The organism is Priestia sp. YIM B13486, assembly GCF_042787865.1.
Lineage (GTDB): Bacteria > Bacillota > Bacilli > Bacillales > Bacillaceae_H > Priestia > Priestia megaterium.
Genome location: NZ_JBHZOZ010000002.1, coordinates 408525 through 433388, shown reverse-complemented (window position 1 = coordinate 433388; position 24864 = coordinate 408525). Strand labels below are relative to the sequence as shown.

Annotated in this window: 28 protein-coding genes and 1 pseudogene; 13 read left to right on the top strand and 16 right to left on the bottom strand. The window is 37.1% G+C overall.

The window, feature by feature from the left end; all coding sequences use genetic code 11:
• Positions 1-171 precede the first annotated feature (171 nt).
• Complete coding sequence (locus ACFX4G_RS06375) at positions 172-567, bottom strand: CDI toxin immunity protein (protein ID WP_162214168.1); 396 nt, start codon at positions 565-567, stop codon at positions 172-174.
• A gap of 331 nt (positions 568-898) precedes the next feature.
• Between ACFX4G_RS06375 and ACFX4G_RS06370 the strand changes: the two genes are divergently transcribed.
• The gene (locus ACFX4G_RS06370) at positions 899-1987 is read left to right on the top strand and encodes an FAD-dependent monooxygenase (protein ID WP_043982235.1); all 1089 of its coding nucleotides are present in this window, start codon (positions 899-901) and stop codon (positions 1985-1987) included.
• A gap of 103 nt (positions 1988-2090) precedes the next feature.
• Here ACFX4G_RS06370 and ACFX4G_RS06365 read toward each other — a convergent pair whose 3' ends face one another.
• Together ACFX4G_RS06365 and ACFX4G_RS06360 are read right to left on the bottom strand one after the other, a co-directional pair.
• Complete coding sequence (locus tag ACFX4G_RS06365) at positions 2091-2426, bottom strand: helix-turn-helix domain-containing protein (RefSeq protein WP_013056901.1); 336 nt, start codon at positions 2424-2426, stop codon at positions 2091-2093.
• 181 nt (positions 2427-2607) lie between these two features.
• Entirely contained in the window at positions 2608-2733 is a 126-nt protein-coding gene (locus ACFX4G_RS06360; protein WP_013083022.1) for an anti-repressor SinI family protein, read from the bottom strand.
• 232 nt (positions 2734-2965) lie between these two features.
• Here ACFX4G_RS06360 and ACFX4G_RS06355 point away from each other — a divergent pair, with 232 nt between their 5' ends.
• The 3 genes from ACFX4G_RS06355 to ACFX4G_RS06345 all read left to right on the top strand — a co-directional run bounded on the left by ACFX4G_RS06355 (position 2966) and on the right by ACFX4G_RS06345 (position 5944).
• Positions 2966-4519, top strand: coding sequence for an alpha/beta fold hydrolase (locus tag ACFX4G_RS06355; RefSeq protein WP_162214166.1), 1554 nt, complete (start codon positions 2966-2968; stop codon positions 4517-4519).
• 15 nt (positions 4520-4534) lie between these two features.
• Positions 4535-5005 (top strand): DinB family protein, encoded by a 471-nt coding sequence (locus ACFX4G_RS06350; RefSeq protein WP_043982232.1) that lies wholly within the window; start codon positions 4535-4537, stop codon positions 5003-5005.
• 153 nt (positions 5006-5158) lie between these two features.
• Entirely contained in the window at positions 5159-5944 is a 786-nt protein-coding gene (locus ACFX4G_RS06345; RefSeq protein WP_377573395.1) for a nucleotidyltransferase domain-containing protein, read from the top strand.
• Positions 5945-6011: 67 nt separating this feature from the next.
• On the opposite strand, the gene ACFX4G_RS06340 is transcribed toward ACFX4G_RS06345, so the two are convergent.
• The gene (locus tag ACFX4G_RS06340; protein WP_162214163.1) at positions 6012-6209 is read right to left on the bottom strand and encodes a hypothetical protein; all 198 of its coding nucleotides are present in this window, start codon (positions 6207-6209) and stop codon (positions 6012-6014) included.
• 445 nt (positions 6210-6654) lie between these two features.
• Between ACFX4G_RS06340 and ACFX4G_RS06335 the strand changes: the two genes are divergently transcribed.
• A complete protein-coding gene (locus ACFX4G_RS06335; RefSeq protein WP_377573392.1) occupies positions 6655-7014 on the top strand; it encodes an efflux MFS transporter permease in 360 nt (119 codons plus the stop codon).
• A gap of 70 nt (positions 7015-7084) precedes the next feature.
• Here the strand turns inward: ACFX4G_RS06335 and ACFX4G_RS06330 are convergent, their stop codons facing one another.
• The 4 genes from ACFX4G_RS06330 to ACFX4G_RS06315 form a co-directional block, all read right to left on the bottom strand.
• Positions 7085-7927 (bottom strand): hypothetical protein, encoded by an 843-nt coding sequence (locus ACFX4G_RS06330; RefSeq protein WP_322551993.1) that lies wholly within the window; start codon positions 7925-7927, stop codon positions 7085-7087.
• A 468-nt stretch (positions 7928-8395) separates the two neighbouring features.
• The gene (locus tag ACFX4G_RS06325) at positions 8396-8593 is read right to left on the bottom strand and encodes a hypothetical protein (protein ID WP_016763981.1); all 198 of its coding nucleotides are present in this window, start codon (positions 8591-8593) and stop codon (positions 8396-8398) included.
• A 115-nt stretch (positions 8594-8708) separates the two neighbouring features.
• Positions 8709-9137: a metallothiol transferase FosB gene (gene fosB, locus ACFX4G_RS06320; RefSeq protein WP_025752225.1), complete on the bottom strand. Its 429-nt coding sequence runs from the start codon at positions 9135-9137 to the stop codon at positions 8709-8711.
• A gap of 67 nt (positions 9138-9204) precedes the next feature.
• Positions 9205-9816, bottom strand: a complete 612-nt coding sequence (locus ACFX4G_RS06315) for a LysE/ArgO family amino acid transporter (protein ID WP_043982225.1) — start codon at positions 9814-9816, stop codon at positions 9205-9207.
• Between the two features lie 103 nt (positions 9817-9919).
• Here ACFX4G_RS06315 and ACFX4G_RS06310 point away from each other — a divergent pair.
• Positions 9920-11362: pseudogene (locus tag ACFX4G_RS06310) on the top strand (aminotransferase-like domain-containing protein).
• On the opposite strand, the gene ACFX4G_RS06305 reads toward ACFX4G_RS06310, so the two are convergent.
• From ACFX4G_RS06305 to ACFX4G_RS06295, 3 genes are read right to left on the bottom strand one after another with little or no spacing between them, the layout of a single operon-like run.
• Positions 11353-12429 carry a HAMP domain-containing sensor histidine kinase gene (locus ACFX4G_RS06305; RefSeq protein ID WP_043982222.1) on the bottom strand — a complete coding sequence of 359 codons (1077 nt, stop codon included), beginning with the start codon at positions 12427-12429 and terminating at the stop codon, positions 11353-11355. The pseudogene ACFX4G_RS06310 and the gene ACFX4G_RS06305 sit on opposite strands and share 10 nt — an antisense overlap.
• The gene (locus ACFX4G_RS06300) at positions 12426-13106 is read right to left on the bottom strand and encodes a response regulator transcription factor (RefSeq protein WP_165575218.1); all 681 of its coding nucleotides are present in this window, start codon (positions 13104-13106) and stop codon (positions 12426-12428) included. Before ACFX4G_RS06300 ends, ACFX4G_RS06305 begins: the two co-directional genes overlap by 4 nt.
• A gap of 11 nt (positions 13107-13117) precedes the next feature.
• Positions 13118-13681: a class I SAM-dependent methyltransferase gene (locus tag ACFX4G_RS06295; protein WP_162214160.1), complete on the bottom strand. Its 564-nt coding sequence runs from the start codon at positions 13679-13681 to the stop codon at positions 13118-13120.
• A gap of 233 nt (positions 13682-13914) precedes the next feature.
• Here ACFX4G_RS06295 and ACFX4G_RS06290 point away from each other — a divergent pair, with 233 nt between their 5' ends.
• A complete protein-coding gene (locus ACFX4G_RS06290; protein ID WP_272911204.1) occupies positions 13915-14049 on the top strand; it encodes a hypothetical protein in 135 nt (44 codons plus the stop codon).
• 83 nt (positions 14050-14132) lie between these two features.
• On the opposite strand, the gene ACFX4G_RS06285 is transcribed toward ACFX4G_RS06290, so the two are convergent.
• Positions 14133-14852: an SDR family NAD(P)-dependent oxidoreductase gene (locus ACFX4G_RS06285; protein WP_043982219.1), complete on the bottom strand. Its 720-nt coding sequence runs from the start codon at positions 14850-14852 to the stop codon at positions 14133-14135.
• A 197-nt stretch (positions 14853-15049) separates the two neighbouring features.
• On the opposite strand from ACFX4G_RS06285, the gene ACFX4G_RS06280 reads away from it, so the two are divergent.
• Positions 15050-15676, top strand: coding sequence for an FMN-dependent NADH-azoreductase (locus ACFX4G_RS06280; protein ID WP_043982218.1), 627 nt, complete (start codon positions 15050-15052; stop codon positions 15674-15676).
• 66 nt (positions 15677-15742) lie between these two features.
• Complete coding sequence (locus ACFX4G_RS06275; protein ID WP_043982217.1) at positions 15743-15955, top strand: hypothetical protein; 213 nt, start codon at positions 15743-15745, stop codon at positions 15953-15955.
• A gap of 79 nt (positions 15956-16034) precedes the next feature.
• Here ACFX4G_RS06275 and ACFX4G_RS06270 read toward each other — a convergent pair whose 3' ends face one another.
• Positions 16035-16802 carry a TrmB family transcriptional regulator gene (locus tag ACFX4G_RS06270; protein WP_043982216.1) on the bottom strand — a complete coding sequence of 256 codons (768 nt, stop codon included), beginning with the start codon at positions 16800-16802 and terminating at the stop codon, positions 16035-16037.
• A 122-nt stretch (positions 16803-16924) separates the two neighbouring features.
• On the opposite strand from ACFX4G_RS06270, the gene ACFX4G_RS06265 reads away from it, so the two are divergent.
• From ACFX4G_RS06265 to ACFX4G_RS06255, 3 genes are all read left to right on the top strand, one after another.
• Positions 16925-17698, top strand: a complete 774-nt coding sequence (locus ACFX4G_RS06265) for a sulfite exporter TauE/SafE family protein (protein WP_025752213.1) — start codon at positions 16925-16927, stop codon at positions 17696-17698.
• Between the two features lie 164 nt (positions 17699-17862).
• Positions 17863-18528, top strand: coding sequence for a hypothetical protein (locus ACFX4G_RS06260; protein ID WP_377569834.1), 666 nt, complete (start codon positions 17863-17865; stop codon positions 18526-18528).
• Positions 18529-18668: 140 nt separating this feature from the next.
• The gene (locus tag ACFX4G_RS06255; protein WP_043982212.1) at positions 18669-19559 is read left to right on the top strand and encodes a PhzF family phenazine biosynthesis isomerase; all 891 of its coding nucleotides are present in this window, start codon (positions 18669-18671) and stop codon (positions 19557-19559) included.
• A gap of 39 nt (positions 19560-19598) precedes the next feature.
• Here the strand turns inward: ACFX4G_RS06255 and ACFX4G_RS06250 are convergent, their stop codons facing one another.
• From ACFX4G_RS06250 to ACFX4G_RS06240, 3 genes are all read right to left on the bottom strand, one after another.
• The gene (locus ACFX4G_RS06250) at positions 19599-19877 is read right to left on the bottom strand and encodes a hypothetical protein (protein ID WP_223268911.1); all 279 of its coding nucleotides are present in this window, start codon (positions 19875-19877) and stop codon (positions 19599-19601) included.
• Between the two features lie 113 nt (positions 19878-19990).
• Positions 19991-21493: an NAD(P)H-hydrate dehydratase gene (locus ACFX4G_RS06245; RefSeq protein WP_377573387.1), complete on the bottom strand. Its 1503-nt coding sequence runs from the start codon at positions 21491-21493 to the stop codon at positions 19991-19993.
• Positions 21494-21504: 11 nt separating this feature from the next.
• The gene (locus tag ACFX4G_RS06240) at positions 21505-22545 is read right to left on the bottom strand and encodes a C45 family autoproteolytic acyltransferase/hydrolase (RefSeq protein ID WP_237074865.1); all 1041 of its coding nucleotides are present in this window, start codon (positions 22543-22545) and stop codon (positions 21505-21507) included.
• A 142-nt stretch (positions 22546-22687) separates the two neighbouring features.
• Here ACFX4G_RS06240 and ACFX4G_RS06235 point away from each other — a divergent pair, with 142 nt between their 5' ends.
• Positions 22688-24565 (top strand): terpene cyclase/mutase family protein, encoded by a 1878-nt coding sequence (locus ACFX4G_RS06235; protein ID WP_043982207.1) that lies wholly within the window; start codon positions 22688-22690, stop codon positions 24563-24565.
• The last annotated feature ends 299 nt before the right edge of the window (positions 24566-24864 follow it).

Here is a 24864-nt window from a genome sequence, read left to right as displayed (position 1 = left end):
TAATTATATTTGTTTTATGGAAAATGTCAATACTTTTCCCACTAATTATAAAGAGAAGGTAATTTATGTTGTAAATAACGTTATGTTTCGTATTTTTCAGATTTTATATGCATAAAAAGCTGAGTGAAGAAGTTCTAATTCGCCTCCTCTCTCAGCTTTTTTTCCTTTTAATTAACGTGCTGCTAAACCAATCATCATTTTACCGTCTTTAAAATACTCAATTACATAGTCAACAGACGGACAGTAAATAAATGCTTCTTCTGTCAGATCAGCTGTTTGTTGAAAAAACAGTAAAGCCTGAACTAAATCGACGCTTACAGCTTTAGTTGCTCGTTTCCAGAATAAAACAACCTGATGTTCTTTTATATTCATCTCTTGAAGCCATTTTTTGATTTCTTCAATATGCCGGGTGGACTTTTTAATTAATACTTTTCTCCAATTAATTTGCATGATTGTTAAAAAAGGAAAGGTGTTTGAAAGTTTTTCGAAGTAAATGCTTGTCTGCCTTTTTGTTAGCAAATCTGCACTGTTACCCAATGTTTGAATATAATGTTCTACTTTTGTCATAATCATCCTCCAGTCGAAATTGGAGTTTGCTAGAATTTTCAGAAACGATCTCTACTCTTCTTGCTAAAAATCCTGCAGCTTTCCAACCGTGCTTTTTCTCAACAATTTTGAAATTTAACCTTTTTATACAAATTATTCAAAATAATTTGTGTATTTTAGTTTACCATAAAACTTAATCTTTGACTTTGATTATATAGAACCTTATTTGTGTTTTGTCCAAAGAGCGAATTTCATAGAAGAAAAGCTATAAAAAAGTTGACATTAACATTTATAAAAGTTAATATACTTACTAAAAGTAACTTAATTGCATATAACAAACAAGGTGAAGAAAATGAACTATCGAACAGAAGTGTGTATAATAGGAGCCGGACCAGGCGGTGCTCTACTGGCCTATCTACTGGCTAAACAAAATATATCAACTATACTGATAGAGAGATCTGATACGCTTGGAAAAGAATTTCGAGGCGAACATTTAAATGAAAATGGAGAAATGATTCTTAAGAAACATCATATATTTGAAGAAATTGAAAGCTTAGGCCTCCTTCGAATGTCTAGGGTCGAATACTGGAAGGATGGACATATATTCAAAACGATAGAATCTGAACTTGGACATGCAGGAATTCATGTGCCACAGCAGCATCTCCTTCAGTCTATAAATAACCAAGCAAGCATCCATCCCTCCTACAAACTTATGCTGGGCACAAAAATAACGGAACTAATGCAGAATGAAAAAGGCCAATATACTGGAATAAAAGCTCAGCAAAAAGGCCAAGGTGAAATAATAGTTGAAAGTAAAATCATTATTGGAGCAGATGGTCGATATTCAACTGTTCGCAAACTTGCGCACATAAAAACCAATATTCATAATCATGGATACGATTTGCTTTGGGCAAAAATTCCTGCACCAGCCAATTGGGAGCCTTCTATTAAATTTGCACTTGTGAAGCAGCAGCAGGTGGCGCTTTTTTCTCAAGCAAAAGGCTTTGTTCAAATCGGATGGAATATTGAAAAAGGCAGCTATCCTGCTCTTCGGAAACAATCGTTTAGACCGTTTATTCAGCGTTTAATAGACGCTTTCCCTAGCTTAAACCTTTCAATAGAAAGGTTTATTACGTCGTGGTCAGACTTTACGCTTCTTTCTGTGCAAAGCAGCATAAGCGAAGTATGGTCAAAGCATCACCTGTTATTATTAGGGGATGCTGCTCATACGATGACCCCCACTGGCGCTTTTGGATTAAACGAGTCATTAAAAGATGCTGACTTACTGTCTGACTTACTGCATCAAGTTTTTTATCAAAACAAAGAGATTTCAGAAACATTGAGACAGTTTGAACAGAAAAGAAAGCCTAAATTAATAACTCTTGAACGTATTCAGTTTCAGCGAGAAAAAGAATTCTCGTCCCATTTTATTTCTTCTTAAGCCTAAAAAAGAGATTCCATAGATAAATGGAATCTCTTTTTTGTAATCATGATTTTTTAGCAGTTATTCTATGTAAGTTCTCTTTTATGTATATTCCGCGAAGTTAATCTTGCTTTGCCCGCTGCCATTTTTGAAATTCAAGAAATTGTTTAAACTGCTCTTTGCTTATTCCTGACTCCGCTGCTTCTTTTGCTAACTCAAGCCACTCATCGTCAATATCCAACGATTCAGATTTATCCATAGGCTCATGAATTAATCTATCAATACTCACGTTCAATGAGGTAGAAATTTTGTTTAGAAATTGAATAGATGGGTTGAGCTGAATTCCTCTTTCTACTGAAGATATGTAGGATTTAGCAACACCCGCTCGGTTTGCAAGTTCTGTTAGCGATATTCCTTGTTTCGTTCTGAGATCTCGAATACGTTGGCCAATTGTCATTTTAATCACCCTTACTAATGCTTACTTATCGATAATAATACCATAATTTCACTTTACCGTGCATTATAAATAAACGTTCTTACCATAAAGGGGTGATTATGCATCTAGTGAAGATAGCTTGAGACTGGTTATAAAGGTTATCTATACTTGGGAACGATTTATTCCCTTATCATTGTATCGGCTAAGCATTTGAACTAATGCTTTGTAAAAATTGTCTAACTTCCTCGATGCTTATACCTGTTTGTTTTGCTTCCATTATGAGCATAACCCATTCTAAGTCTAACGTATTTTCGTCTTTAAAATTCATAATTCTCCTCCTTTCTTCTTTTTTCGAAATTGATAACGTTTTCTTTTTTCTATTTTTGGGCATTCTCTCTTATTTCTCACTATGGTTTTACAGTATAATGGATATTACTAGAACATTAGACATTTTTTAATTACTAAAAAGCACCTATTTTTTTGAAATTTTTGTCTATTCTTATCATAATAATTTTACCGTTACACAAACGCTACAGTTAGACACTAGGAGGATTGTTTTTATGCCTTTTCTGCATACGGCGACAGAAAAAATTTACTATGAAGTTCATTCGCCCGCGTTCACTGACCAGACAGACACCATTGTGATGATTCATTCTGTTATCACTGATCATACGCTTTTTGATTCTATTACTGCAGAATTAACCCAACATTATTCTGTTATTCAATACGATTTGAGAGAGACAGGAAACAGCGCCTCCGCTACAGGGGAGATATCGTTCGAGGCTCATATTGAAGATCTTTTCCACTTATTACATACGTTACATATAAAAAAATGTTACTTAGTTGGAGTGGGATTTGGAGGACAAATCGCTGTTAAATTTGCTAATCGCTATGAATTTCTTATTGAAGGACTGATACTATTGTCTCTTCCTTTTTATTCCGATAGCACCCTTCAAAAGATTAAGAGATGTTACAACGAAGAAAGTAAAAACCAAATACCGGTAGAAAAAATTTTCGAATTAGGCAAACTAGAGAGTCTGGAACCTACAAACATACAACAGGTAATTGAAAGACTAAAAAAAATGGATCCCGGGGTATATTTCCGCTTTCTTAAACTATCTATTACAGACAATCTATTTCAAGAGTTGACTAGTATTTCACTTCCTGTACTCACTTTATCTGGCCAACATGATTTGCTGCTTTCATCACAGTATCTGATTTCAAAAACGATGTTTTTAAAAAACTACAGTCATATGACCATACCTAACGCTCATTCTTCATTTCTAGTAAAAGAAAAAACAGCTTTACTCAAAGAAATTGTTATAGATTTTATTAAAAGTAATACACAACAATTACCTTCTTTAAAGAATGATCCTATGAAAATACTTAAGAACTGGGAAAGTGACACAGCTATAGATATACAAAAAGATTTTCATGCACATACACCCTCTCTTAAAGTAGATTTTTTGTACTCTTTTTCCGTATATGTAAATGGCCAGCTTATTACAGAAGGCTGGAATAAGCGCTTTGCTCAAGAAATTTTACTATATCTTATTTTTCATCATTCTATCAGCAGAGAACAGCTATGCGAAGCGCTGTGGCCTGATGTACCTTTAAGCAATGCCAAAAAGAATTTACGCGTCTACTTGTCTCATTTAAAAAAGTTATTGAACGCAGAAAAGGAAGAGCCAGTTTTACTTGTTAACAGGCAGCTCATTTCTTTAAACGCCGATGTGTCAAGCGATGGATTAGACTTACTAACTGACCTTCAGTGGATTACCGAACAGTCTGATCCGGCGTTGAAATTTAAGGAAGCTGAACAGCGACTGCACCAATTAGTTCCTCATTATTTAACAACGATTTATGACGATTGGTTCCTTGATATCCGAGTAAAAATAGAGATTATTCTTCTTGACTTATTAATCTGGATGAAAGAATGGCTTTGTGAGAATGGAAAAGTTTCAAAAGCCGTATTTTTACTCATTAAATTTATTGATTTAGTAGAAGAAAAGGAATTCATTTATGATGAAATTGTCGATTGCTATATTAAGCTCGATAACAATGAAAAATCAGAGTACTGGCTCGATCAAAAAATGCGGTATTTAGTTGAATAAAAAGGATGTGAATATATGAATTCGTATTGTGAGACGGTATTTAATCAAATAAACGTTAACATCCATTCCCTAACCGCAATTATTAATGACGTTACAGAAGAAGAGCTTGCTTATCGTCCCCTCCCTCACAAGCGGTCTATTCAAGAGCTGCTTCAGCATTTATGTCTCATTTGCAGTGCAGACTATTATATTTCCTTAGGCTACTCTGCAGATAAAATGAATGACTTTTATCTGCAGCATCCAGCTTATACAAAGCTTGAACTCAAAGTAGCTTTAGTAGAGGGCTTCAATCAGCTAAAAGCAGTTTACTCTTCTTTTGACGAACAAAAGCTATTTTCACTGCAGACATCCTATTGGGGATGCACGTATACACGTTTTGAGTGGCTGCTTGAAATTCAGTCTCATTTATACCATCACCGTGCAGAACTGTATACGCTTCTAACCTGTTACCGCAGAAACGGATTGGATGTAGTGCTTTTTGAGTGATATAATTCTTTACTCTCTATATTTTCGTAGATTTTTAGAGTCCTAAAGGAAGCTTCTTTTATTTATTTACCATTTTCCATCCATTATGAAATATAATAGGAGAAATAGTAATAGCTTTATATAGAAAGCATTAAAAGAAAATGAGGTTGGGTTATGAGAGAAACAATCGTTGCAGCTTTAAAGAAAATTGAAGAAGATTACGACGTAAAAGTATTATACGCTTGTGAATCTGGAAGTAGAGCGTGGGACTTTCCATCTAAAGATAGCGATTATGATGTTAGATTTATTTATATTCATAAGAGGAATAAATATTTAAGCATTGATCCAATGGGTGTAGGTAAAAAGCGAGATGTAATAGAGCTACCTATTAATGACCTATTAGATGTTAGCGGCTGGGACGTAACCAAGACATTAAAACTTTTTAGAAAATCAAACCCACCCTTACTAGAATGGATACAATCAAACATTGTATATTACAAGGCGTATTCAACATTTGATAAAATGAAAGAACTACATTCTAACATCTTTACTCCTACTTCTTGTATATACCACTATTTAAATATGGCTAGAAATAACTTTCGAGAGTATTTACAAGGTGACGAAGTAAAAATCAAAAAATATTTTTATGTTTTAAGACCTGTGCTAGCTGCTAAGTGGATTGAGCAATATAACGAATTTCCTCCAGTAGAATTTCCTATTCTCTTAGAGAAACTGTTACCAGAAGGAGAATTAAAAGAAGAGGTTAGCAAGCTGTTAAAGCGTAAAATTAGTGGTGATGAGTTAGATTTAGAACCACGCATCAATGTTATTAATGAATTTTTGAACTTAGAAATTGACCGTTTAGACAAATACGTGAGAACTTTATCCGTAGAATTAGATGACCCTACATATGAATTAGATCAATTGTTTAGAGATACTTTAGACGAAGTTTGGAACTAAGTATAAAACAAAAAGGCTTATCCCTAATGCAAGTAGCAGCGGATAAGCCTTTTATTTATAATTTCTATTAAAGCGGTATATTATTATTCGTATTTTTTGTTTCATTTAAATAGCTCTCCACATATATTTGTTCTGCATCTGTAGCATTTTTAATTCCATCCTCCGGACTAAATTCAATGCTTCTCCTTACGGCTACACGATCTGCAATGTAACCCATTGCTAACAAAAACACTATACATCCGCCTGCCCACAGCCACATTGTCATTTTACTACCCCCTTTTTTAATTTCAATATTACATTTGATTACCTCTTAAAAATTTGATTAGTTTTACTAACCCCTCCTTTTGCTGACCCAATAAAAGGATTAATTTCATAAGTTAAATCGCTTCAGGTCCCTTTTTTTCTTTAGTTCACCTAGCGTCGCGTAATACAGCATATATCCTCCGACTGTATATTAAATGTTTTTCCGCAAAACGGAATTTAAATTAACATTCCCTATACTTACTATACGTTTTAGCACGAAGAAAAGTTTCAGAAAATTACATTAATAATTTTTGGATTGATTTTCAACAAATCTGATTATAATTTTTTATGTTTCATCCTAAATAATTTCAAAACTGCTGCCAATCTATCTACAAAGCATTTGAGGCTTTACGCCGCTTCAATCAGATCTACTATTATTGCCAGATGCATTAATTATGGTGCCTATTATGACTGCAGGTATGAACCAATTACCTCACCATTTAATTTCTCACGGTACAGCTTTAAGTAATACAATTCGTCAAGTTGCAGGTTCAATTGGTACGGCTATACTTGTTACAATTATGACACAGCAAACTACTGAACATCTTTCAAACTACACTAATACACTAACAACTAACAATGATTTCTTTAGTAGTCAACTTAGTCAGTTAGGTAATAGCGGTATTATATCGCTATACGCTAAAGCAATAACAACTCCGACTATAGATGGTAGGAACGATGTATTCTTATTTGCTACATTATTAGGTCTGGTTGCACTTTTACTCTCTTTCTTCTTGCGTACACCAAAGATCAATAGAGAGAAATAGTAAAAAGCCGTTTCTTTGGTTAAGAAACGGCTTTTTATTTTAATAAACAATTGTATTTAAAGCATATATCTTACATTTGGATATCATATTTAGATTCAAATGTAGACACTTTTTCTTTAGCATCTAAAAATTGTGTTTCAGCAGCTTTTGTGTTTTCTTCTAAAGTTGATTTATCCTTACCGCTTTCTTTTTGTAGAACTTCTAGCATTTCAACTTGTTTATTTAATGACGAAGTTACACTAGTGACTGCGGAATTCAATTGATTATATTCTTCAGTACTAAAGCTATCTTTATATTTCTCCAACTCTTCCTTAATAAGCTTTATTCTTTTCATAGGCATTCCTTGTATAGACTTAATAGCCTCAGTTGCGTCTGCATCAATTTTTTCATAATCGTAGCTATCTGCATTAAAATCTTTGTCTAACTCAATCGTGTTTACTGCATTAAAGTGCTGAGTAATATCGGCTTTCGTTAATACAATATGCATATGAGTACCTATTGCAGCCTCGTACACATCTACTGCCGAACCGTAACGCTTTTGAGCTTTTATTGCTTGATCATTACTTAAATTGTCTATCTCAGTTTTTAAGTCTTTTAAGTGTTTGTCTAGTTCACCATCATCGCCTTGAAGAATATTCTTGCTTTCAATTGACTTTGCAAGTATGTTAAAGTCTGCTTCAAAAACAAGATAATCATCAGATTCCATATATCCTTTTTCTTTTGTATATTCTTCATACTCACTCTCTAATTTGGAGAGTTTTTGTTCGAGTTTCTTCTGCTCTTTCCCCATTTGTTTCTGCTCTTGCTTAGCAGATCCTTGTTTTTGTTCTTCTTTTGTTGACCCACAAGCTACTAAACTAATAGATAGCAAAGATGCTACAAGTCCTAGGCCGATTCTTCTTAATTTTTTCATTTGTTTCTCCTTTTTTTGGTATGTAGTTTTTTCACCCAACAATGATAGCATATATTATGTACTCCAAGAGAACGATTTTAGTAAAATTATCAAGTTTTCTATAGATGAACCATTAAAAGCAACAGTATTTTATCTGTTAGTAGCAGCTTTAAAAACCTCTTATCCGCAGTTTTACTAACAATTACTTAATTATTAGACCTTTTATCTGACGCGCAATAAAACTAATTAGAAAAAAAGTAAAAACCGTTTCACTGTTTAGAAAACGGTTATTTACCTTAACATATAATTCTATACTTAGAGTTAATGTGATATTTCAACCCCCTATTTGTGATTCAAAATAATAAATTTACAATTTTTGTAGCTCACTGACTTGTTTTTCTAAAGTGGAAATTAACCATTTTCCTCATAAAAATAGTACTATTTTCAAGAGGAATCTTTTATTTCTCCTGAAGATAGTACTACACTATATTAGATAACCTTTATTTTTGTTTTAATTGTATAATATGTATCTGCTATGAGTCCTACTGCAAGTCCGCTAATCATCCCGTATGGTAATACACCTGGTACATTTTGATAAAAAGTGCCGATTAACATCGCAGCTAGGATGCCGAAAAGTACGCCTATCACAATATGCGAACCAAACTTCACCTGTTTTGCGGTATACATTCTTCCTCCTCCTCACTTTTTTTCCATTATATCACAACAGTATCGTTTATTTAATGATAACTGAGCGAGGAATGCGAATGTAATAAAACTGTAACCTTATATAACTATTTTAATACTACTCTTCTGGCGAATAAAATGTCATATGAGGCTTTTCTTCTTGATAATACGCTAAACGGTCTTGGAGCGTACCAGTGTGAAATTCAAATTTATGACCGTCCGGATCCGTAAAATAAATAGATTTTCTGTCTCTTTCGTCGCGGTTTCTTCCCGGTAAGATGGTTACATTATGCTGTTTTAACAGTTCTCTTGCTTCGTCAAAGTTTTCAATAGAAATAGAAAACGCTAAATGAGTATACGAATACTGAATGTCTGATCTAGGAATATTTTTTTCTTCGTTTAACGCCAGCCACAGTCCATTCAGACTAAAGTAAGCGGTGGATTTTCCTTTCACTAAAAGTTCCGCTCCTAGCACTTTCTGATAAAATATGATGGATTGTTCTAAATTTGACACAGAAAAGCACATATGATTAATTCCTTGAATCATCTTTACCCCTCGCTTTCTAGAAAAAAGTACTTCTTTCTATTACATAACTTTCCTTTTAGCATCTATTTTACTGAAAAAACATACTTTTTGCCATGTAAAGAGCTACTCCCCAAATCATACATGCAGAAGCCTTATTCACCCAAATCATTATTTTCCCATTTGAATCCATTTTTCCTACTGCTTTTCCTGCAAAAGCTAAGGACAAAAACCATATCCATGAAACGGATATTGTCACCAGCGTAAAAACCCATTTTTCCTTTCCGCTATACAGTAGAGAATTTGTTCCAATCACGCCCATAATATCCATCAGCGCGTGAGGATTTAGCAGAGATACAGAAGCAGCAAATAAAATTTGTGCTTTCACCGTCATTTCTTCCTTTACTGACGTTTTTGACGGTTCGCTCTTCCACGTCACAAAGCCCATATACGCTAAAAAAAGAAGACCTATTCCAAAAATAAGCGTTTGAAAAAATGAAAAAGCAGCGGCTGCTGCTGAAACTCCCAGCACTGCTACTAGAATTAAAATCGTATCACAAACAGAAGCCGTGAAAACTACGGGAAGCGCCTGTTTGAACGTTCGTTGATTGGCTCCTTGATTAAAAACAAACACATTTTGTACCCCTAAAGGTAAAATCAAACCGAATGCTAACAATAAAGCATGTATAACCACTGTAAACATGTTGTTCTCTCCTTTCTCTTTTATACTACAATTGACATCCCCTGTTGTCTCCATCCAAGTTTTGATTTATAATACCAACCAAATTATAAAAAGGTGGTCTCACATGAACTGGACTCCAGATCCGGCTGATAAAAAGCCAATGCACAAACAAATTCAAGAGTATATGAAAGAGAAAATCATAAATGGAGAGTGGCCTATTGGAACTAAAATTCCTCCGCAGCGCCATTTAGCTGCTAGCTTTTCTGTAAATAGAAGCACGGTGGTGACAGCAACCGAAAACTTAATTGCTGAAGGACTGCTCAGCGGAAACAAAGGCGGTGGCACCAAGGTCATTAACAATACGTGGAGCTTACTAGCATCAGGTTCTCACATGAACTAGAATTCGTATGTAGAAGCAGGAATATACAGACCAAATTCTCCGACTATCCGCCATATTAACGAAGCTGAATTTCAACCGGACATTATTCGTTTAGGAACTGGAGAGTTAGCACCTGACCTGCTTCCTTCCCATCAGCTTTCGGAACTATTTAGCGGAATTAATCATAGAGGCGTACACTTGGGCTACGAGCACCCAAGAGGAAATGATGAACTCCGACAAGAGTTAGTCAAGCATGTAAAAAAACGAGGCATTGAAACTTCTTCTTCATCTATTTTAATTGTATCCGGTTCACTTCAAGCCCTTCAGTTAATTTCAATCGGCCTGCTGCCTCCAGGTGCCAATATATTAGCTGAAAAGCCTTCTTATCTTTATTCTCTGCCGTTATTTCAGTCCGCACAAATGAAAATAACGGGCGTTTCGTTAGACGAAGAAGGAATGCATTTAGCTTCATTAAAAGACCACCACGAAAAAGAAAAAGGCACAGCTTTATATACAATACCGAACTTTCATAACCCCACCAATGTAACGATGAGTGAAAAAAGGCGCCAAGAGCTGCTTCGCCAGTGTGAAAGAATGCATTTGCCTATTATTGAAGATGATGCTTACGGAGAGCTTTGGTTCTATTCACCGCCTCCACTTTCGTTAAAAGCTCAAGATAAAAATGGAATGGTTCTTTATTTAGGAACGTTCTCTAAAACATTCAGTCCAGGATTTCGAATTGGATGGATTATAGGGCCTGAACATGTAATTGAGCGATTAGCTGACCTTAAAATGCAAGTTGACTACGGAGCCAGTTCCTTATCTCAATGGGCTGCTGCTGAAGCTCTCAAAACCGGACTCTACGACAAGCATGTGGCCAGCGTACGCTATAAATTAAAAGAAAAATCTCAGCAAACACTGGCTATTCTAGAGAAGTATTTGAAGAATCTCGCTGTGTGGAATGCTCCGAGCGGTGGTTTTTATTTTTGGCTTACGCTGCATAAGCCTGTTTCGATGCGGAAGTTATTTAAGCACTGTCTCGACGAAGGAGTTCTTTTAAATCCAGGCGCATTGTATGACCATGAGGCTTCACAGCATATCAGAATATCCTTTTCTTATGCGACGCTTGCAGAATTTGAATACGGCATCAAAATAGTCGCAAAAAGCCTTAAGAATCTTTACAAGTGATTCTTAAGGCTTTCTTGTGTTAACGGCAGCTTTATAAAAAAAGTGAGCTTATTATGCTGACGTTCCGCTCGTATCTCTCCTTGATGCAGCTGAATAATTTGTTTTGCAATAGCCAGTCCTAAACCTGAACCATTCGCGTCCGTTCTTGATTCATCACCTCGATAAAATCGATCAAACAACTTTTCTACCTCAATTTTTTCACTGATGTTAATGCTGTTCCTAAAAGAAATAACTATGTAACCCTCGTCAATCTCCTGATTCACCTCTAATACGGAAGGCTTTTTGCTGTATTTCTTGACATTTTCGAGCAAGTTTTGAAATACTCTTACCATTTTTTCCACATCAATAAATGCATTCCATTCACAAGCAAAGGTAGTATGAACATCAATGCCTTCTCTTGTTAAAATTGGCTCGTACTCTCCTATTACCTGTTGAAGCAAACGTTTCATATCGACCTCATTTCGTTGAAGCTGAAGATCAGGACTCGTTAATTTTGTATAGTCGAACAATTCTTCTATTAAATCAGTTAAGTATTTTGCTTTTGAATCAACAATATATAAGTAGCTATATAATGTTTCATCATCCATACTTTCTCTTTTTTTGATTAAATCTAGGTACCCAACGATGGATGTTAACGGCGTACGCAAATCGTGAGATACACTGGATATTAGCTGATTTTTTGCTTGCTCCAGCTCTCGTTCACGATCAAATTTTGTACGAAGCTGCGCAGACATTTTGTTAATGTTTTGACTTAATTCAGCCAGTTCATCTTTTCCTCGTACATGGATGGTTGCGCCTAAATCTCCATTTGAAATTTTTTGAACTTGTTTAGAGATTTCTTTCAGATAACGAATATGAGAACGAATAAGTGCTAAAAAAACAAAAACAAAGACCACAACGGCGATAAAGAAAAGTCCAAACGCTAATACATTATATGCAGGGACATTCATTTTCTCTTCTTGTATATACCTGCTCAAAACAAGCCTAGCAATTAAAATAAAAATTAAATTGGTAGCCAAAAAACTTATAATGATAGCAAAAAGAAGCTTTACACTTATTCTTCTCATATTCTGTATCCTACGCCCCATATGGTTTTAATATAAATTGGCTTTTTGGGATTATCCTCAATTTTTTCGCGAATCTTTGTAATATGAACCATTACGGTATTATCCGATTTAAACGCATCTTCTTGCCATACGGCTTCATATATTTTCCCCATACTCATCACCGTTCCTTTGTAGCGTACCAGCAGCTCTAAAATATCAAACTCTTTTGGTGTTAAACGAATCTCTTGGCCGCGCACAAAGACAAGCCGGGTGCTGCGGTTAATTTCCAAATCGCCAATTTGAATAATATCGCGCTCAGCACGTTCATTGTATTTTTTATAGCGTCTAATTTGTGATTTTACTCGTGCGATGAGCTCGAGAGGATTAAATGGTTTTGTTAAGTAATCATCTGCGCCTGCTGTTAACCCAGAAATCTTGTCCATATCTTCTGACTTAGCCGACAGCATAATAATGGGCATGTTTTTTTCTTCACGTATTTTAAAAGCAGCATCGATTCCATTCATCTGCGGCATCATAATATCTAATATAATTAAATCTACTTCTTGTTCCTCTAAAAGCGCTAATCCAGATACAGCATTAGAAACTTTCAGCGCTTCAAATCCTTCATTTTCTAAGTAAATAGCAATTAAATTACGAATTTGCTCATCGTCATCTATAATCAAAATTCTGTCTTTCATTTACAAACTCCTTATATCTGATTTTTTTCGCATGTAAAAATATATGCAGGAGGAACATTTCTCCACTCTTTTTCCACTTTAATCTGAGGGAAAAACGAGCGGATCAGCTGTTTTTTTAAATTCGTATACTGAAACGTAATAAATTTCCCTTCCTTCGCTAATACGCTGCGCGTGTTTTGCAAAATACAGTCCGACACTTCAGACGTTAAAGAAGCAAAAGGAAGACCTGATAGTACGTAATCCACTTTTGGAATATCATACTGTATCAAGTACTTTTGAACATTTTCAGCGGATCCGTGTATCACATACACATTTTTTTCATCTCTTACTTGTTCCTTTACTTTTTCGTAAAAATGCCGATTGTATTCGATAAGAAGCAAAGTTGTACAAGCGCTTCGTCTTCTCATTAATTCACGGGTAAAAACTCCGGTTCCTGGCCCGTACTCTACTATACAGTCTGCATGTTCAAAATCAATCCCTTTTACCATTTTTTTCGCTAAGTGCGTAGAGCTCGGCAAAAGTGCGCCTACCGTTCGCGGCTGGTGAAAATATTGATACATAAAAGCTAAATTCATTTTCTATTCCTTCTTTCTACTCTTTCTTTCTAGAATAGAAAAAAAATCTAAAGAAACGTTAAGTAAATTTCTTAAGAATTCTTAAGAAAACAAAAAGGAGGATGGGACAAACGTATTTTAGTTGAAGGAAGATCCGAACTATGAATTAAAATCCTTTATTGAGAATTAAGTGCATTTGAATTTTTCATGGTGATAGTGAACGTAGGTTTCATGTATGTAGGTGCTTCTAGCTGTTGATTGGAGGGCAAGGCGAAGACTCCTGCGGGAAAAGCGTAACAGATGAGACCCCACAGGAGCGCAAGCGACGAGGAGGCTCATCGGCCGCCCGCGGAAAGCGAAGCCTTGCACGGAAAGCGACAGCCGTGTAACAAGCGCCATACTAAATTATTTATCCCATTTGTGCGCCTTTGGATTGATGTAGTTAATGTCTCCATTCCTTTTGAAAGAGTATTCAGCGCAAATAACATCCGCTATTTAAATCGAAAGTGGCTCCTGTATAATGTTTTGCTTGAGGGCTCAGTAAAAAAAGAACCGTATCTGCCACGTCTTGAGGCGTAACAAAGCTTGGAATCAGCTGATGAGCAATGTATTCATTTTTGCGCCATTCTGGAATATTTTTCATCATATCGGTATTTACCATTGTAGGTGCTACGGCATTCACCCGGATATAAGGAGAAAAATTCATCGCACAGCTCTTGGTTAATCCTAGTATTGCTGCTTTAGACATTCCATATATAGCATCGGAGCTTCCTTCCATTCCTGACACGGAGGATATATTAATAATCGCTCCTTCCGTTTCTTTTTTCATTAATAATTCGCCAAAGTACTTGGAAAAATAAACATATCCTTTAATATTAATGTCCATCACAAAATCTATTTCGTTTTCTTCATAGTCCAATAAATTTTTTCCTAAATATACGCCCGCATTATTGACTAACCCATACAAATTTTTATCTTTTATTTGGTAAAAAAGATCTTTTACATCGTTTCCTTTTTTAACATCTACTACGTGTGTTTCAATATGGCCCTTTGTATCTTCAGCTAGCTGTTTCAAAGCTCCATCGTTAATATCACAAGCAATAACTGAATAGCCCTTCGACACACACTCTTTTACAATTTCTTTGCCAATTCCAGAACCTGCACCCGTAACGATTATCCATTTTTCTTTCATCTCGACACCTCTTATTTACTTCTGTTAGAAATACTTGTTATGTAAATATTCAAACATTTATTATACCATTATTTTCTATATAGGCATCCCTTTCTTGCGTTCTTTTTTAGCTTGCCTGACAAAGCGCGTATAGTTTTTTATGGGAGTGATAACGATAAGACAGTACATTATTTCAAACAAGAAAGAGATGATAAGACGTGGCAAAAGTACTTTATATTACAGCTCATCCTCACGATGAGTCTCAATCATTCAGTATGGCAACTGGAAAAGCATTTATCGATGCTTACAAAGAGCACAATTCAAGTGACGAAGTTGTACATATTGACCTTTATAAAGAAAATATCCCTCATATTGATGCGGATGTATTTAGCGGCTGGGGCAAACTTCAGTCTGGCTCTGAACTTTCTTCTCATGAACAGGAGAAGGTCAATCGCCTTGCAGAATTGAGCGAACAGTTTGTATCAGCGGACAAATATATTTTTGTAACGCCTATGTGGAACTTTTCGTTTCCACCGGTTATGAAAGCCTATTTAGACTCTGTAGCCGTAGCGGGTAAGTCATTTAAATACACGGCAGAGGGTCCGGTTGGACTATTAACGGATAAAAAAGCGCTTCATATTCAAGCGCGCGGAGGCATTTATTCTGAAGGCCCTGCAGCTGATATGGAAATGGGGCATCGTTATATTGGGATTATGATGAATTTCTTCGGAGTACCTTCGTTAGACGGCATTTTTGTGGAAGGGCATAACGCAATGCCAGATAAAGCCCAAGAAATTAAAGAAAAAGGAATAGCAGAAGCAAAAAAACTTGCCCAAACTTTTTAATATAAAGAGGCTGTAACAAAAATATTTTAATTGAAGGAAGATCCGAACGAGGACTCGAGACTCTTAATGGAGCATCAACTTTGTTCGGATTTTTCTGTTGGTAAGATGAACGTAGCTTTCATGCATGGTGGCTGCTTCCAGCAGTTAATTGGAGGGCAATGCGAAGACTCCTTCGGGGAAAGCGGAACAGATGAGACCCCACAGGCGCATAAGCGACGAGGAGGCTCATCGGCCGCCCGCGGAAAGCGAAGCCTTGCACGGAAATTAACTGCGATGTAACAAGCCATTCATACTAGATCATTTATCCCGTTTGTTCGTCTTTCGATGGAAGTGATTTCGTTATGTCTAAGTCTCTTTTCTACGTAAAAAAACTTTCTCTTTCCTTTTCGATCCACCTGTCCATTTCTCTATCACTTTTTTCTACAAGTCTGTTAACGAGAATATCATGCCAAATATAATTTTCAAGTAAATTAATGTTGACTGCGTTATTCGTATAGTACGCCATTTCTTTATGACCATAAATCATTTCACTGCTGTCAACAGATATAATAAACCAGTTTTGATTCCCAATGTTTTCGGTATAGCTTGTATGGCGGTGCCGGTCAAATTCCTCCATCGCTTCATCTTGTTCAAACACAATTCCTTTTAGTGTGACGCTCTCCCTTAGCTGTAATAAAAGAGGCTTCAACTCATTATAAATATCGGGCCAAAGCGAGATGACAATTTTATTTTTTGCTTTTAACAATAGCGACTCACAAAAAGCAAGAATGGCTGTTTCTCCTTTCATCGTCATAACCCGGCTTTCTTCTATAGACTCTGCAGCTTCAAGACGTTTAAGCGTTTCGCTAACGTCTTCATACGTTTCGTGCCATTTTTTTTGCAGCGAATGCAAAAAAGCATCGACGGGCAGCGATGTGTACTGGGTGCCATCATTACTCTCTTCTTTTAACACCATGCCTTTTTCCTCTAGTGTTTGTAAAATATCGTATACACGCGCTCTTGGCACACCTGAATGTTTACTAATGCTATAAGCAGTGGAAGATCCTTTTTTGACAAGCGTCACGTATACTTTTGATTCATACTGATTAAATCCAAGCGACTGCAGCTGCTGAATAATATTTTCCATAAAGGAAACCTCCCTGTTTTTTAAGTTATTTGAAATTTTCATCATTTACATATTTACAACTGCTTTTTATATAGTTACTATTTAAGTAGTCACTATATATTATGACATGAGGAAGGTGCTTTATGGAAGAATTAAGTTTACAGATTGTTCTTTTGCTTTTACTATTTGGTTTTTTAGCCGCATTCATTGACTCTGTAGTTGGCGGAGGCGGTTTAATTTCAACGCCTGCCCTTTTATTTTTAGGCCTGCCTCCTGCTGCTGCCTTAGCTACAAATAAGTTAGCCGGAACGATGGGCGTGTTAACGAGTACCATTCGATTTGTCAAATCCGGAAAAGTCGATTTTCGCGTCGTAGGTAAATGGTTTCCTTTTGTATTTATTGGTTCTTTAGGAGGTTCAATCACCGTTCATTTTCTATCCTCCGCTTTTTTGAAACCTGTTATTTTGATTCTCCTTGTTTTAGTTGCTATTTATACAATCTTCAAAAAAAACTGGGGCACCACGTCTACGTATAAGCCGCTGTCTATTAAGAAACTTATTTTCTTTACCGCACTTATTTTTATTATTGGCTTTTACGATGGATTTTTAGGAGCAGGCACAGGTTCATTTATTTTATTTGCTTTTTTATTTATGGGATTTGATTTCCTGCAGTCAGCAGGCAGCGCAAAATTTTTAAATTTCGGCAGTAACTTAGGTGCTTTGCTTGTGTTTTTATATTTCGATTCTGTTGTATTTTCTTACGGATTAATTATGGGGTTTGCGATGATCGCGGGTTCTTTTGTCGGGTCAAATGTCGCTCTATCAAAAGGCGTGACGTACGTCCGAACGCTTTTTATCCTTGTCACTTTAAGCCTTATTAGCAAAAACATATTCGATTATGTGAATCAGTACAAATAGATCAATGGTTTCTTTAGAACCATAACAATGAACCTATATATCTATTAGATGAATAAAAACGCCTCTTACTATTTTCTTATTTTTGGGTAAATGTGTAAAAAAACACTAAAATTGTTGTATACTGGTCCATGTTGTTTTACATAATTTTGAAATATTATACAGAGGTGAACATTTTGTTTAAGAAATTCAGGTTTTTATGGTTTATTTTGCTGATCTTTGCACTTATTTTTGTCAAAAATACGTTCTTTTCTTCTTCAGAGAACGCTGCTGAGACTCTAGCAACGTCAGATGTTCCACAAGCCGCGGCTACTTTCAAAGAGGGAAACAATCAGCAGGACGGAGTCATTATTCAAAAATATCGCAAACAGCTAGATGCAGCGCAGAAAAAAAACGACGAAAAAGCGACGAAAGAAATACAAGAAAAAATTTATGAAGACGGAAGACAGGCGGCACTAAACTTTTTACCGCGCAATAAATTTCAAAGAGCTTTTTCCCAGGCTTCTAAAAAATCAGCCGATGACATTTATAATTTTCTAATTGCCCAAGTGGGGTTTGGAGGATATGATTCTCTTTATCAAGAAGCAATAGCCGCAAAAAACGATGCAGCTTCTTCTACTGATGAATTAAATATGAGTGGCATTCAAGCTAAAACCGCTGCACTTACATACGGCACACTAGCACAAAGAGAGCAACTGCTTGTTACAAGTCTTGCCTATGACTTAAGCAGCGTAGGCGTCATTTCTTCCGATACAGCTAAAGATATTGATAAAAAAGCTACTCATATGCTAGAAGTTAGAAAAGAAGGAATAAATGCCGCGATGCAAAAATAGTTTTGGGAAGTGAAAAGCAGCAGGTAAAAACTGCTGTTTTTTTATTCTAACGTTCAGGTATTTCACTATTTTAATAGCCGATCATTTAATAACACTGGTTAAAGCTTTCATACAATGATATAAAAATGGAGGTAATTTCTATGAAAGAAGCGATTGTTTATCAATACGATGCGTTCAGTACGCGCCCTAATAAAGGAAACCCTGCAGGAATTGTGTTTAATGGAGATGATTTTTCAGCTGAAGAAATGCAGATGATTGCTTATCAAGTACAGTTTAACGAAACGGCTTTTATCATGAAGTCTTCCCGCGCTGATTTACGAATTCGATATTTTACACCCGGACAAGAAGCAGATTTGTGCGGTCATGCGACCGTCGCTTCTCTTTATGCTTTACACAGTAAAAACAAACTTCCAAAAACTACATTTACAGTGGAAACAAATGCTGGAATTTTGCCGATGACTGTACAGAATAGAAACGGACAACCTGTTATCACCATGAGTCAAGCTTCTCCGCAGTTTCATCCGTTTTCAGGTTCAAAAGAAAAACTGGCAAAAGCTCTTAATCTTCATATTGATGACCTTGATCAAAGACTGCCTATTGTATATGGAAGTACAGGGAACTGGACGCTTATTGTACCTTTAAAAAATTTAGATGCCTGTAAAAAGATGAAGCCTAATCAAGAAGATTTTCCTCATATTTTAACAGATATGCCAAAAGCATCTATTCATCCCTTTTGTTTTGAAACGATTCACTCAGAAGCTCATATGCACGGAAGACATTTCTCTTCACCATTTTCAGGTACGGTAGAAGACGCCGTAACTGGAACAGCATCAGGCGTAATGGGCGCCTATTATGCGAGATATGTGGACCAGCAAGATAACGGCCGCTGGCAATTTGTCATTGAGCAAGGACAGGAAATAGATAAAGATGGCTTCGTTCATGTAGAAATTACAAAAACAGAGAATACGTATGGTGTGGTAATCGCAGGAGAAGCTGCCTATGTAACCAAGCAAATCGTTTCTCTTTCCTAATAAAAACGTGTCCGCCTATTTGGCGAACACGTTTTTTGTTTAGTAAATAATAGCCTGTACGCTCATTATTGTAACGGTTAAAATAAGAATCACATTCCCTATAATTAACCACGGCTTTGCGCTTCCTCTTCTACCTTTAATAGCCGTGATTAGTCCAGCAATGGGCAATAAAGCCATAACGATGACCCAAATTTTACGAAGAATGCTGGAATCCAAATAAAAACCAAACTGCATCATCGCAAATAACACGACTGTGATAAGGAAGAAAAGTGTAGGCACAGCTAAATGAATACCTCTTGGTCTCATTGAGTAGTACACAACATCACTTTCTTTCTATGTAAAATCTTACGTAAAATAACGTTATCATTTACAAAGAGTTTTGACAACTTTTTGAAGGAATTTGTCAACAAATTTTAATAATCTAGAAGAAATTACTTTTTACTCAGCTGCCCTAAGACTGCCGGCAGTGCAGAAATAACGTCGCTTGCTAACATATCCATCATTGTATGCCCCTGATCGAGCAGCACATCCGCTGCTTTTCCGTGAACATATACCGCATTACTGATTGCTTCTTGAAGAGAATCATGCTGCATAATAAAAGCGAGGATGATCCCTGTTAACGTGTCACCCGTTCCGCCTTTTGCAAGTCCCGCGTTTCCAGTGGTATTTACGTATTGTTTTCCGTCAGGTGTTGTAACAATCGTGTTTGGACCTTTTAATACAAGGTACACACCATGTTCTACTGCGTATTGCCTAGCTATTGAAAATCGATTTGCTTCTACTTCGGCGATTGTTGTGTCCACGAGCCTTGCCATTTCTCCCGGATGAGGCGTTAAAATCGTTGCATGTTCTCTTTCTTTTACTTCTTTTTCTAAATGGGGAAGATGAAAAAGAGCATCGGCGTCCACCACAACAGAAACCGGCTGGTGAAGCACTTGTTCGACGACTTTCTTCGTTTCTTTGGTTCTCCCAAGCCCTAGTCCGACTGCAATTGCATCATACTTCCCTTCTTCTAAAGGAATCTCGCCTGCAAAAAATCCTTCTTTGCTTGGACATGGTTTATACATCACTTCCAGCATGTGAGCAGCTGCAATCGCATGAATATCGCTCGGAAGCGCAAGTGTTAAAAGTCCCGCTCCGCTTGTGAGCGCTGCTTTTGACGTTAGCATCGGCGCTCCGGGTGTTTGAAGCGAACCTCCTATTACGATTCCTTTTCCATGTGTACCTTTATTAGACGAAGCGTTTCGAATGGGAAAAGATTGTTTAATATGCTGAGTTGACCATACTTCCTTAAGAGATGAACTTTTTTCAATTGCTAGCGGCGGAATACCGATATCTACTACAATCAATTCACCGTAACTTTCTTTACTCGGGTATGTAAATGCCGTGACTTTCGGCTGCTGAAGCGTAATCGTAGCATCTGCACGTACCGTAAGCTCTTGCTTCTGTTCCATTACTCCACTTGGGACATCGATGCTGTATATGTAAGCATTAGAATCGTTTATTTTTTTTATAATGTCATCGTAAGGAGATTTGATACTGCCTTTTACGCCTATACCTAATAAACAATCAATAAGAACCGTATACTTTTTCATAGAGAAGTTGTCTCCAGCCGATTGCCACGTGAACCCAGCATTTTCATAGATGATCATGGCTTTTTTAGCCGCGTCTTTTATTTTTTCCCGTGCAGGAACTACCCAGACGTCAACTTCATAGCCTTTTGACTTCAAAGCACGGGCAATAACAAAGCCGTCTCCTCCATTGTTTCCCGTTCCTATAAGCAGCCCTATGTTTTCATGTTTTTTGATTCGCTCACTCAGCGCGTTGGCAGCAGCCTGCCCGGCATTTTCCATAAGGGACTCTTCACTCATCCCAATTGTATTCATCATATAATCATCCACTTGATACATCTCTTGATTCGTTACAATTCTCATTATGCTGCTCCTTACTGAAACGGAAATGGTTCATCTGTATTTACCGTTCCTTTTATTTTCGTTATAGTTAATTGTTCTCCTTTCACCCAATCTTCAAACGAGAAAATGAGAGGCTTTGCTTTTCGTCCAATCCCCACAATGACTTGCAGCGTCTCCGGTACATATGCTACTGTATGAAGCGTTCCAGCAGAATTCCGGTAATCTTCTTTAAAAATACCGTATTCATCTTCATTAAATAAAGAGAAAGCTTCAAGAGGCGATAGCTTTTTTTCAATATGATCTCGAATATGATCGAGCCTTTCCTTTGACTCTACCAAATGATGACGATTTTCTTCGACCAGCTGATTAAAATGGTTCGTACATCCCATCATCGTCCCTCTTTGTACATGAACGCCTCTTCCAGATGCTTCGACTACTGCTCCCTGTCCGCTGCGGTCATAAATGGAATAATTAAACGCATGACGATGCGGTGCTCTTTCTAAAATAGCAATAGCCTCTTCTGTCGTTTCACATGTTTCTAAAATAAACCGAGCGAGCGTACAGCAAATAAATCCGTTTGTTTGACGGCGGCGATTAACAAAATGATAGCCAATTGCCAGTCCTTTTTCATTCATTCCATCCATTCGCCCAATCATTCTCGTTCCAAATCCGACGCTTGCATATCCTTCATTTGGCTGAAAAAGCAAAAATCGACCTTCGTACGTTTTAGGATGATAATCGTAGTTTCGTACATACACGCCGTGCTGCATAAGAGCAGAACATCCCGTTTTTTTCCACTCTTGCTGATACCCGCTGTATTCATGAATAACGTCTTCAAGAGGCCAATCTAAGCCTTCTGCTAAGCCCACTAGCTCATCCCACAGTCCACGAGCAAATAAGTCGTAATAATGACGAGCTTCTTTTGCTATCGTTTGATAGCTTCGTAATGAACGTTTTCTTCTTTTTTGATGATTTTCAAACAGCTTTGTTCCTTTATGTAATTTCCCTTGCATTTTACCAAGCTCTCGGTAAGAGCCTCGTCCTTGAATGACTTCTACCTGTATTTCTTTCACTTCTATCACTCCAATTTTCCATTACCTTTATTGTGCAGCAAGCGCTCTATTCTTTGCAACTTTCTCCTCTCATAGAACTCTCTTCCTTTGAATACAGTTATAAAGAAACAGGTCGAAAGATTGAAAAGCATTATCATAAGAGGTGATCATATTGCTAAAGGAAGTTCAGCTAGAGATTCAGCGAAGAATCGCCTATCTGCGCCCAACACAAAAAAATGACGGGTCATTTCGCTACTGTTTTGAAACAGGCGTTATGCCTGATGCGTTTTTAATTATGCTTCTTCGCACCTTTGATTTAGATAAAGAAGTGTTGATTAAACAATTAACCGAACGGATCGTTTCCCTTCAAAATGAAGATGGTCTTTGGACGTTGTTTGATGATGAAGAACATAACTTATCCGCCACTATTCAAGCTTATACAGCTCTTTTATATTCAGGGTATTACCAAAAAAACGACCGGATTTTGCGAAAAGCAGAAAGATATATTATAGATTCGGGAGGCATTTCGCGCGCTCATTTTCTCACAAGATGGATGCTTTCTGTTAACGGTTTATACGAGTGGCCAAAGCTATTTTACCTCCCGCTTTCTCTTTTGCTCGTGCCTACCTATGTACCGCTTAACTTTTATGAATTAAGCACTTATGCCAGAATTCACTTCGTTCCGATGATGATAGCAGGAAACAAAAAATTCTCACTTACTTCTAGACATACACCTTCTCTTTCTCATTTAGATGTAAGAGAACAGAAACAGGAATCGAAGGAAAATGCTCAAGAATCACGCGCTTCTATTTTTTTAGTCGACCATTTAAAACAGCTGGCTTCTTTACCTTCTTACATCCACAAGCTTGGTTATCAAGCAGCCGAGCGTTACATGCTAGAAAGAATTGAAAAAGATGGAACACTCTACAGCTACGCCACCTCTACTTTTTTTATGATTTACGGTCTTTTGGCTCTTGGCTATAAAAAAGATTCATTTGTGATCCAAAAAGCAATTGACGGGATTTGTTCACTACTTAGTACATGCAGCGGCCACGTGCACGTAGAAAACTCCACGTCAACCGTTTGGGATACCGCGCTGCTCTCTTACGCTCTACAGGAAGCAGGTGTACCGCAGCAAGATCCCATGATTAAAGGCACAACTCGCTATTTAAAGAAAAGACAGCATACAAAGCTTGGAGATTGGCAGTTTCATAACCCAAATACAGCGCCTGGAGGCTGGGGGTTTTCCGATATTAATACGAATAACCCTGACTTAGACGATACGTCTGCTGCTATCAGAGCTCTTTCTAGAAGAGCGCAAACCGACACAGATTATTTGGAGTCTTGGCAAAGAGGCATTAACTGGCTGCTATCCATGCAAAACAAAGACGGGGGTTTTCCTGCATTTGAAAAAAATACCGACTCTATTTTATTTACTTATCTACCGCTTGAAAATGCAAAAGATGCAGCGACGGATCCGGCTACTGCCGATTTAACCGGTCGAGTGCTTGAGTGTCTCGGAAACTTTGCTGGCATGAATAAATCCCACCCTTCGATTAAAGCTGCAGTAAAATGGCTGTTTGATCATCAATTGGATAACGGGAGCTGGTACGGCCGGTGGGGAGTTTGCTATATTTACGGAACGTGGGCCGCTATTACAGGACTCCGTGCTGTAGGGATTTCTGCTTCTGATCCGCGTATCATCAAAGCTATCAACTGGCTCAAAAGCATTCAACAAGAAGACGGTGGATTCGGAGAATCATGCTATAGCGCTTCTTTAAAAAAATATGTGCCACTATCGTTTAGCACCCCTTCTCAAACGGCTTGGGCTCTCGATGCTTTAATGACAATATGTCCGTTAAAAGATCGATCCGTTGAAAAAGGAATTAAATTTTTACTGAATCCAAATCTTACAGAGCAGCAAACTCATTACCCCACAGGAATTGGTCTCCCTGGACAATTTTATATTCAGTACCACAGCTACAATGATATTTTTCCTCTTCTTGCACTTGCCCACTACGCAAAAAAACATTCTTCGTAAAAAGGGTGGGACAAAAGGAGTTTAGCTGAAGGAAGATCCGAACGATGAATCGAGATTCTTGCTTGAGAATCCAACTCGTTCGGATTTTTTTATTTGTAGGATGAACGTAGGCTTGCTTCATATATGTAGAGCAGTTAATGGGAAGCCAAGTCTTGCACGGAAATCAACCGCGGTGTAACAAGCACTCCATACTAGCACATTGATCCCATTTGTTTGTCTTGAGATTCGATGGACATAGTTGTGTCTCAATTTCTTTTTATACGTAAAAGCAGGTTTTTTAAGAAACAAGTGGAATACCT

Excerpts from the sequence above, each read along its gene's own strand:
- ACFX4G_RS06350 (WP_043982232.1), top strand. The coding sequence starts at position 4,535 with ATGAATTCGTATTGTGAGACGGTATTTAATCAAATAAACGTTAACATC.
- ACFX4G_RS06300 (WP_165575218.1), bottom strand. The coding sequence starts at position 13,106 with ATGAAAGACAGAATTTTGATTATAGATGACGATGAGCAAATTCGTAAT.
- ACFX4G_RS06365 (WP_013056901.1), bottom strand. The coding sequence starts at position 2,426 with ATGACAATTGGCCAACGTATTCGAGATCTCAGAACGAAACAAGGAATA.
- ACFX4G_RS06275 (WP_043982217.1), top strand. The coding sequence starts at position 15,743 with ATGGAGCATCAACTTTGTTCGGATTTTTCTGTTGGTAAGATGAACGTA.
- ACFX4G_RS06285 (WP_043982219.1), bottom strand. The coding sequence starts at position 14,852 with ATGAAAGAAAAATGGATAATCGTTACGGGTGCAGGTTCTGGAATTGGC.
- ACFX4G_RS06305 (WP_043982222.1), bottom strand. The coding sequence starts at position 12,429 with ATGAGAAGAATAAGTGTAAAGCTTCTTTTTGCTATCATTATAAGTTTT.
- fosB (WP_025752225.1), bottom strand. The coding sequence starts at position 9,137 with ATGATTCAAGGAATTAATCATATGTGCTTTTCTGTGTCAAATTTAGAA.
- ACFX4G_RS06330 (WP_322551993.1), bottom strand. The coding sequence starts at position 7,927 with ATGAAAAAATTAAGAAGAATCGGCCTAGGACTTGTAGCATCTTTGCTA.
- ACFX4G_RS06295 (WP_162214160.1), bottom strand. The coding sequence starts at position 13,681 with ATGAATTTAGCTTTTATGTATCAATATTTTCACCAGCCGCGAACGGTA.
- ACFX4G_RS06265 (WP_025752213.1), top strand. The coding sequence starts at position 16,925 with ATGGAAGAATTAAGTTTACAGATTGTTCTTTTGCTTTTACTATTTGGT.
- ACFX4G_RS06345 (WP_377573395.1), top strand. The coding sequence starts at position 5,159 with ATGAGAGAAACAATCGTTGCAGCTTTAAAGAAAATTGAAGAAGATTAC.
- ACFX4G_RS06370 (WP_043982235.1), top strand. The coding sequence starts at position 899 with ATGAACTATCGAACAGAAGTGTGTATAATAGGAGCCGGACCAGGCGGT.
- ACFX4G_RS06245 (WP_377573387.1), bottom strand. The coding sequence starts at position 21,493 with ATGAGAATTGTAACGAATCAAGAGATGTATCAAGTGGATGATTATATG.
- ACFX4G_RS06325 (WP_016763981.1), bottom strand. The coding sequence starts at position 8,593 with ATGTATACCGCAAAACAGGTGAAGTTTGGTTCGCATATTGTGATAGGC.
- ACFX4G_RS06255 (WP_043982212.1), top strand. The coding sequence starts at position 18,669 with ATGAAAGAAGCGATTGTTTATCAATACGATGCGTTCAGTACGCGCCCT.
- ACFX4G_RS06340 (WP_162214163.1), bottom strand. The coding sequence starts at position 6,209 with ATGACAATGTGGCTGTGGGCAGGCGGATGTATAGTGTTTTTGTTAGCA.
- ACFX4G_RS06270 (WP_043982216.1), bottom strand. The coding sequence starts at position 16,802 with ATGGAAAATATTATTCAGCAGCTGCAGTCGCTTGGATTTAATCAGTAT.
- ACFX4G_RS06355 (WP_162214166.1), top strand. The coding sequence starts at position 2,966 with ATGCCTTTTCTGCATACGGCGACAGAAAAAATTTACTATGAAGTTCAT.
- ACFX4G_RS06360 (WP_013083022.1), bottom strand. The coding sequence starts at position 2,733 with ATGAATTTTAAAGACGAAAATACGTTAGACTTAGAATGGGTTATGCTC.
- ACFX4G_RS06315 (WP_043982225.1), bottom strand. The coding sequence starts at position 9,816 with ATGTTTACAGTGGTTATACATGCTTTATTGTTAGCATTCGGTTTGATT.
- ACFX4G_RS06375 (WP_162214168.1), bottom strand. The coding sequence starts at position 567 with ATGACAAAAGTAGAACATTATATTCAAACATTGGGTAACAGTGCAGAT.
- ACFX4G_RS06335 (WP_377573392.1), top strand. The coding sequence starts at position 6,655 with ATGACTGCAGGTATGAACCAATTACCTCACCATTTAATTTCTCACGGT.